The 5,716-nt window shown below is 39.5% G+C and carries 8 protein-coding genes; 2 read left to right on the top strand and 6 right to left on the bottom strand.

Features of this window, described 5'->3' with window-relative positions; all coding sequences use genetic code 11:
- Positions 1–947, bottom strand: a 947-nt coding sequence (locus H5968_RS24460) for a DUF4145 domain-containing protein (protein ID WP_187042017.1), incomplete at its 3' end; no start/stop codon positions are given.
- A gap of 153 nt (positions 948–1,100) precedes the next feature.
- On the opposite strand from H5968_RS24460, the gene H5968_RS24465 reads away from it, so the two are divergent.
- Positions 1,101–1,484 (top strand): DUF433 domain-containing protein, encoded by a 384-nt coding sequence (locus H5968_RS24465; protein ID WP_096567114.1) that lies wholly within the window; start codon positions 1,101–1,103, stop codon positions 1,482–1,484.
- Positions 1,477–1,833, top strand: a complete 357-nt coding sequence (locus H5968_RS24470) for a DUF5615 family PIN-like protein (protein WP_187042018.1) — start codon at positions 1,477–1,479, stop codon at positions 1,831–1,833. Before H5968_RS24465 ends, H5968_RS24470 begins: the two co-directional genes overlap by 8 nt.
- 55 nt (positions 1,834–1,888) lie before the next feature.
- Here H5968_RS24470 and H5968_RS26240 read toward each other — a convergent pair whose 3' ends face one another.
- The 5 genes from H5968_RS26240 to H5968_RS24495 form a co-directional block, all read right to left on the bottom strand.
- Entirely contained in the window at positions 1,889–3,052 is a 1,164-nt protein-coding gene (locus H5968_RS26240) for a restriction endonuclease subunit S (RefSeq protein WP_187042019.1), read from the bottom strand.
- Between the two features lie 124 nt (positions 3,053–3,176).
- Complete coding sequence (locus H5968_RS24480) at positions 3,177–3,593, bottom strand: HNH endonuclease (RefSeq protein ID WP_187042020.1); 417 nt, start codon at positions 3,591–3,593, stop codon at positions 3,177–3,179.
- Positions 3,586–3,945: a hypothetical protein gene (locus H5968_RS24485; protein ID WP_137667575.1), complete on the bottom strand. Its 360-nt coding sequence runs from the start codon at positions 3,943–3,945 to the stop codon at positions 3,586–3,588. The genes H5968_RS24480 and H5968_RS24485 overlap by 8 nt, the downstream gene beginning before the upstream one ends.
- Positions 3,946–3,986: 41 nt before the next feature.
- Positions 3,987–4,556, bottom strand: a complete 570-nt coding sequence (locus tag H5968_RS24490; RefSeq protein ID WP_187042021.1) for a Uma2 family endonuclease — start codon at positions 4,554–4,556, stop codon at positions 3,987–3,989.
- 197 nt (positions 4,557–4,753) lie between these two features.
- Positions 4,754–5,065, bottom strand: coding sequence for a GIY-YIG nuclease family protein (locus H5968_RS24495; RefSeq protein WP_187042022.1), 312 nt, complete (start codon positions 5,063–5,065; stop codon positions 4,754–4,756).
- Positions 5,066–5,716 lie beyond the last annotated feature (651 nt).

A 5,716-nucleotide genomic window follows, 5' to 3' on the forward strand; every position in this document is an offset into this window, starting at 1 on the left:
CCTTCGACTTCGCTCCCTTCGACTTCGCTCCCTTCGACTTCGCTCCCTTCGACTTCGCTCCCTTCGACTTCGCTCCCTTCGACTTCGCTCCCTTCGACTTCGCTCCCTTCGACTTCGCTCAGGGAACGGGAACTGTTGCGCTGGTTGAGCGAAGTCGAAACCAGCTTCCATCCTGCTTCTTTTAATAATAAATCTATGATGGACTTGCGGGTTTCTTGTTCTGAATAGTCGTGTGTATCTGGTTGGCTAATATTTACTTTTTTGACTGCTGCTAATTCGGCTCTGAGTTGTTTTATGGTTTCATCTAGAGCGTGTTTATCTGTTAGTAATAGGGAGAGTTTTTCATCTTTTTCTTTGAGTTCTATTGCTAATTTTTGCAGTTCTTGAGTTCGACTTCGCTCACTCACCGGAGTTTTGTTTTTCTCACTAAGTTTAGTTTGATTTTGTTCACTAACCGGGGTTTTATCTCTCTCACTAGCTGGAGTTCGACTTTGCTCACTCACCGGGGTGGTTTTGGTAACTTGCGGTATGGCGTTAATATCAAAGGTTAAACCTGGTTCTGGTTTGCTGGTGCGTCCGTAGGTACGGGTTAACCAATATACTATATGAAAAAATTCTTTGACTGCGGTGAGGCTATCGTTAACGGGTACTTTTCTTTCATCATGAACGGCGTTGTTACCAATTTTAATGATGAGTTTGGCTTTGTTAAATATGGCTTGACCTACTAATTGTTTGAAGGTCGGTTCATGGATGAGGGCGCTAATGTTATCTTGATAGGGTAAGTTTAATGTATTGTCGTATTTATAGAGCCAGTTTACTGTTAATTCTAAGGCGCGACGGCTATAAAAACAGGCTGTCCGGGGGTCACGGTAGGCTGTTTTAAAGGCTTTGTGAGCAGATTCGTAAATGGTGGGAAATTCAGCTTGAAGAAAGGTAAACTGGCTCATTTAGTTAATAAGCTGTTGTTAGTTTCAATAGATTATACTCATTATATTCAGTAAATATGTTGATTTCAAGCTAGAATTTCATGGGATGTTGAGCTACATTTAGAATATAATATTTCTTATGATGTTTCTAAGGCCAGCAAATAAATACGGCAAATGACAGCATATACCCTAAATTTACCTGAACAGTTGAAGCATGAAATTGAGCAATTAGTTCAAAGTCAAGGGATTTCGCTTGATCAATTTATTCTGTGGGCTGTAACAGAAAAAGTCAGTACCCTGAAAGCATCTTTTTCACAGATTGCTTATCGTCAGGGAGCAAATGGGCAACTTGTACCAATCATTAAAGGTACAGGAATTAGAGTCCAGACTGTGGTGATAGCTTCCCAAAAATGGGGTATGAGTCTCAGTCAAATTGCTGATGAGTATGAGCTAAATGAGGCACAAGTAAAAGAGGCTTTGAGTTTTTATGTAGTCAATAAGGAGCAGATTGATACAGCGATCTCTTCTGAGCAATCCTTAGAAAGTGCCAATGGTTAAACTCAAGCTGCATCTGGATGCTGATACCTCCAGTAAATCACTACATTTAGCATTGGTGTCTAAAGGTCATGATGTCACTCGTACACCAAATGACTGGATGCCTTTAGATGCTAGTGATGAAATTCAATTATTACGTGCAACTTCTCAGGGAAGATGTATTTTTACTTTCAATATTAGAGACTTTATTGTTCTAGCAGAAAAGTATCCGCAACATGGTGGTATTATCCTTGCTGCTCAGAATAGTTGGTCACTTTCCGATTTAATTATGGCATTAGATAACTTATTATCTGACGCAGAAGCGGCGGATTGGGTTGGTCAGGTAGATTGGTTGAATCGGTGGCGAAAGTAGTTTTAGAAGTCTAATATTTCTCGGTTTTTTTATAGTGTAAATCAATTTTTTGAGGTTATAGTTCTCCTTTAAATGCACGATGTTGGAGGGATGTAAAGAGCGCATCTAGTTCTGATAATGAGGCGCGGTGTGATTTTTTTAGTTCTTCTACTGCTTCGACTCTTTTAGCAAATTCTTTTTGAAGAGATAGCGGGGGGAGTAAAAGCGAAAAACCGCGTAACTGTGTCATATTAATTGTGGCGATTCCTGTTGTTTGTTTTGCCTGTTTTAGAAAGTATTTCTTTCCGCGCTGGCTACCAATTAACCAAATTAAAAACAACGGATGAATTAGATTACAGTTAATACGAACCCGAAAAATGTGGTTTTGATGGATACATTCAGGTAATTCTCCCTTCCATATAGTTCCTCTACCTAACTTATCAGGATCTCCGCCTTCAGTAAGAACTAAATCATTTACTTCCAATCTGTATCGTGTAATTTCATTTTCTGTTGCTTCTATTGTTTTTATTACACTCAAATCTAGTTTATGTTCTTGAACATTAACAACAGCTAGATAAGGAACTTCACGAACACTCTGCCCATTCAACTTTCTTCCCTTTGTAATTCCTGAAACTATATCAGCAACCTCTCCCAAAGTTTTATCTGCATTCCACCCCTTTGGATTCTTAACAGGATCTCCGAACATTTCTAAAAAAATGGATTGAGTGAGGGTGTCGAGTTGTGCGATCGCTTCCTTTCTTTTTCTCCTCAACTCCTCCGCTTGATCTAATATCTCCGCTATTCTTTTCTGTTCTTCTAATGGTGGTAAGTAGAACTTTGTACTCAGAAATTCACCTCTATTTACGTGCTGCATTGTTGCACCATGTAAATGTTTTTTCATATCAAGAATTGCTACTTCCAATCCATGACGTAAGTAACGCTTATCAACTATTTTTGTATTAGGTAAAACACGAAATATATGTTGATTAAGTAATGCTTCTTCTGAGTCATTCCATTCAAAAACACCAAGGGTAGCAGACCATGAAACAAGCAAGTCTCCCGGTTGAACTCGTACAAGTTCGGAAACAGTTCTTTCTGTTCTATTAAAGGGCTTATTTGGATCTGTTAAATTCTGGATTCTAATGATTCGTAAACCTGATTCTCCCCAATCTTGTGGTTTAAAAGCTGCCCCATTAATAAATTCTGCTACAGAACCGAGTTTTACAAAAGTGTTACTCACCCTAACATTTTCTCCAAATCTTTAATAAACAACATTGATATTAAAAAATAAAATCTTATATATAAATAACCTCAACTAAAACTCTAATTGTGCATGAAGAAAGTGCTTTTTTGATGAAAAATTACTAATTTATATTTAAACTAGAAATAATTTTACGTACAGGTAAATACTCAACACGATTCATCCGTAATAATTGAACAGTTACCCGACCAATTGCTGTTAGAGGTTCAATCATACCACTTTGTGAATTTAAAATAAAATGCTCTTGCCAAATATCTTTTCTAGGATTATAGAGTCTCACAGTATCACCAGAATCAGGATCAATTGAAGCAATATCACTACCTTTAGCTTGATTACATAAGGAACAAGACAAAGCTAAATTTTCTAACACAGTTGCACCCCCATGTTTTTCTGCAATTACATGATCTATCTGATGATTAGCTAAAACTAACTTTTCTGGAATCAAACAATACTCACAACACCCCTGAGCGCGATTAAACACCATTTGTCGCAAATTATTAGAAATATAACTTTTACTCATAACTTGCTTGTAACTTCAGTAAAGCCTGAGCTTTAGCAAGACGGACTAAATGCTCAATAAACTCATAATGTTGCCATAAAACAAGATCATTTTCATCCCAACCTTGATGGCGATTTTTCTCTAAAAGAGCATCAATTTTATCCTGAACTTCAGAAGAAAGACGAAGAGATAAAATTTGTTCAGGAGATGGCAACATTGCCAAAAACTCTAAAACCTCAGCTAAACCAGAAATACCACCCTTGGGATTAGCATTAATTTCTCGTAACCCTAAAGCCAATATTTTTGGTAAATCTTCCTTGTGAGATTCTAAACTCTCTACCATTTCATCAGGAATATCTAAAGTAATTCGCATAGTTTTTTACCTCAATAAAATCAATTATATACACATTTTTATTATCCTTGTAATAACTCATTTACAGTTAACTTCACCTCAGAAAACAAAGGGGAACAAATCACCTCATCACCTGTAAAAACCTGCTCTTCATACAAACCTTCCACCCACTCTAAAACAGTCACCTTTTGCGCCATCGGGTCAACAATCCAATATTCATTAATACCCCGTGCTGCATACTCAGAACGCTTGTAACGATAATCTCGCTTTTCTTGATTAGGACTTACCACCTCAACCACCAACAAAGGGGGCGGCATATCCATTAAAATTAAAGAGCGTGTAGCATTTTGCATCACCTGAGCTAATTCTTCAGAAAATACCACCAAATCAGGAACACGCACCCCCACCATGCGACTATTTACAGCTATTTCTGTTTTCATACTCAAGCGGTAATAGGGAATACCTAATTTTAGAAAATAGGCAACTAAAAACATCGCTATGCGCCGATTGATCTCACTTTCAAAAGGCATAACAATTAATTCCCCATTTTCCAATTCATATAAATAATCCGTCCCATCGTCATAATTAAGAAATTCCTCAAAAGTCATTTTTTGAGCAGTTGTAACTGTCATGACCATTACTCCTATAAACTGCTTATCTTACTATTTTCTTACTATTTTAATTTCACTCCCCGTTCCCTGCCTGACCAACGTTCCCTAAGCCTCCCCGTTCCCTGAGCCTCCCCGTTCCCTGAGCCTCCCCGTTCCCTGAGCCTCCCCGTTCCCTGAGCCTCCCCGTTCCCTGAGCGAAGTCGAAGGGAACACTTTTCCTAACTCAAATGAGCAAACCGACTGTAATGAGTTTCATTTTGACACTCAGCCAACTTATGTAATAAATTTGTATTTCCTAAAATCAAAGCTTGTTTTTTCTTGCGACTCCAACCTTGTATTTGTTTTTCCCGTTCATAAGCATCTTTTACAAGCTCATAATACTCACAAAAAACTAACTTAACAGGTAAGCGTTTCGCTGTATAATTTGCTCCATAACCATTTTGATGTTCCCATAAACGACGATCTAAATCCATTGTACTACCAGTGTAGTAAGTACCATCAGCACATTCAATAATATATATATATGCCATCGGTTAATGATTGAATTTTTTAAGATTATTTTATACTTAAATCTGGCAATGTTTCCTCTCTCTGTTCCCTTCGACACTTCGGCTTCGCACTTCGGCTTCGCACTTCGGCTTCGCACTTCGGCTTCGCACTTCGGCTTCGCTCAGTACAAGCTCAGTACAAGCTCAGTACAAGCTCAGTACAAGCTTCGCTCAGGGAACGGGCTTCGCTCAGGGAACGGGCTTCGCTCAGGGAACGGGCTTCGCTCAGGGAACGGGCTTGGATTTTGTTCCCTTCGACTTCGCTCAGGGAACGGACTTCGCTCAGGGAACGGACTTCGCTCAGGGAACGGGCTTCGCTCAGGGAACGGGCTTGGATTTTGTTCCCTTCGACTTCGCTCAGGGAACGGGCTTCGCTCAGGGAACGGGCTTGGATTTTGTTCCCTTCGACTTCGCTCAGGGAACGGGCTTCGCTCAGGGAACGGGCTTCGCTCAGGGAACGGACTCCGCTCAGGGAACGTTGCCTGAGCGGAGTCGAAGGCAACACTACCGTTCGTGCTAAACTGAACAAATATCCATCTGTTTAGAATGGCACTTTAAAAGGCAGAACCTTTACTGGTGTAACGGCGACACTCGCTATCCCATTTGCAAAAGCATTTGGGAATACTTTTCTGA

The sequence above is a fragment of the Sphaerospermopsis sp. LEGE 00249 genome (assembly GCF_014299995.1).
GTDB lineage: Bacteria > Cyanobacteriota > Cyanobacteriia > Cyanobacteriales > Nostocaceae > Sphaerospermopsis > Sphaerospermopsis kisseleviana.